The sequence below is a fragment of the Saccharopolyspora sp. NPDC050389 genome, assembly GCF_040655595.1.
GTDB lineage: Bacteria > Actinomycetota > Actinomycetes > Mycobacteriales > Pseudonocardiaceae > Saccharopolyspora.
Genome location: NZ_JBFAKG010000221.1, coordinates 1 through 1,563, shown reverse-complemented (window position 1 = coordinate 1,563; position 1,563 = coordinate 1). Strand labels below are relative to the sequence as shown.

At 69.1% G+C, this 1,563-nt stretch carries 1 protein-coding gene; it reads right to left on the bottom strand.

All coding sequences use genetic code 11. The features are described 5' to 3' along the window. Positions 1 to 11: 11 nt before the first annotated feature. Positions 12 to 1,442 carry an NF041680 family putative transposase gene (locus tag AB0I53_RS49545; protein ID WP_358618196.1) on the bottom strand — a complete coding sequence of 477 codons (1,431 nt, stop codon included), beginning with the start codon at positions 1,440 to 1,442 and terminating at the stop codon, positions 12 to 14. Positions 1,443 to 1,563: the final 121 nt, after the last annotated feature.

Sequence of the window (1,563 nt, the reverse complement as noted above, 5' to 3'; positions counted from 1 at the left end):
TAGCTTGTTGTTTAACCTGTGCGGTTTTGGTGTTGTTGGAGGGTGAGGTCGCGTTTGATGGTCTTGCCGACGTCGTGACGGGTGGCGCGATGCGTGTTGCGGGAACCGGGTGGGCGTCCGGGACCGGGTCGGGAGGGTTTCGGTGCGGCTGCGGGGTGACCGGTCTTCGCGTGGAGGTTGCGAAACCCCCGCCGGACGCGGGCGGGCGTCAGCCGACGGGGCTCGGTGACCGGTCTTTCCCAGGGGCGTCGAAGGTCTTCAGCGATGGGGCGGGCGAGGCGTAGTTGCGTGTGGGCGACCAGGACCAGCCAGGTCCAGCGATCGGCCGAGCCGGGTGCCCGCAGTTTCGGGCGGGTCCACCCGAGGGTCTGCTTGAGCAGTCGGAAGGTGTGTTCGAGGTCGAATCGGCGGAGGAATGCCTGCCAGAGCAGATCAACCAACTCGCCGCTGGCGCCGGTGACCGAGGACCATAGCCACACCGGTTTGGGGTCCCGGTCTCCGGGTAGGTGGTCGACCTGTAAGCGGATCAGGGTGCCCTCGACGAGGGGCAGCTCGCCCTCATGGTCCAGCCAGGGGCCGCGGTGGGTCAGGCGGGGGTGCAGGCGGTCCCAGGCCCGCGCCTGGGCGTGTCCGTAGCGGGTGGTGTCGGTGCTGGTGTTGTGGTCGGGGGCATGCCAGCTGTTCTCCTCGGCGAGGGTGAACACGCCGCCGTGCTTGCGTGGCCGCCCGACGGTACCCGGCGGTCGGGGCGGTGCGGGCCGCAGCAGGACGCGGTCGGAGCGGATTCTGCCCACCAGCTCCACGGGCAGATCGGCGAGGACGAAGGCCAGCCGGGTCACGTCGTAGCCGGCGTCGGTCACGATCAGGATGTGCGGATCGCCGGGCCGCCAGTGTCCGGCGCCCATGATCCGGCCCACGACCTCACGTAGTTGAGCGGCGGTGACCGCGGTGGCATCGTCGGCGGGCCCCAGCCGCACCGCGTCCAGGATCGCCGTCCACGAGGTACGCCCGGTCTCCAGCGCGGCGACAAAGGAGTAGGGCCAGCCCGGGATGAGCTGCGAGGCGCTACGGGAGCGGCCATAGACATGGCAGAACAGCCGCTCGGGGCTGCACGCGGCGTCCGGGCGCAGCCAGGGCGAGACGTCCACGGCCAGGGTGATCCGCCCGTCGGCGGCACGCGGTAATGGCAGCTCGGCCAAGGCGGTGCGTAACCGGTCGACCTCGACGCGGCCGTGGTTGATCGCGTCGTAGCCGGCGCCATGCCCGCGCCGGTGCTCCGGGGTGAGGGACAGCTCGGCCAGGCTGGTCACCGGACCCGCGGTGCACAGCACCGCGTCGGTCAGCTCGAGCAACGCATCCGCCCGCTTGGTCAGACACTCGTAGAACCGTTGGCGGAACCCGGACAGCTCCCCGAGCGCATCGGCTTGGCCGGTGTCATGCACACTGATCATCGAAGCCCTTGGTTGTGATCTTCCATCTGTCGCAAGAGGAAGGATCAACCAAGGGCTTCATCCATGATCAACCGGGGCCGCAACACCAGCACCCGAGGTTAAACAACAAGCT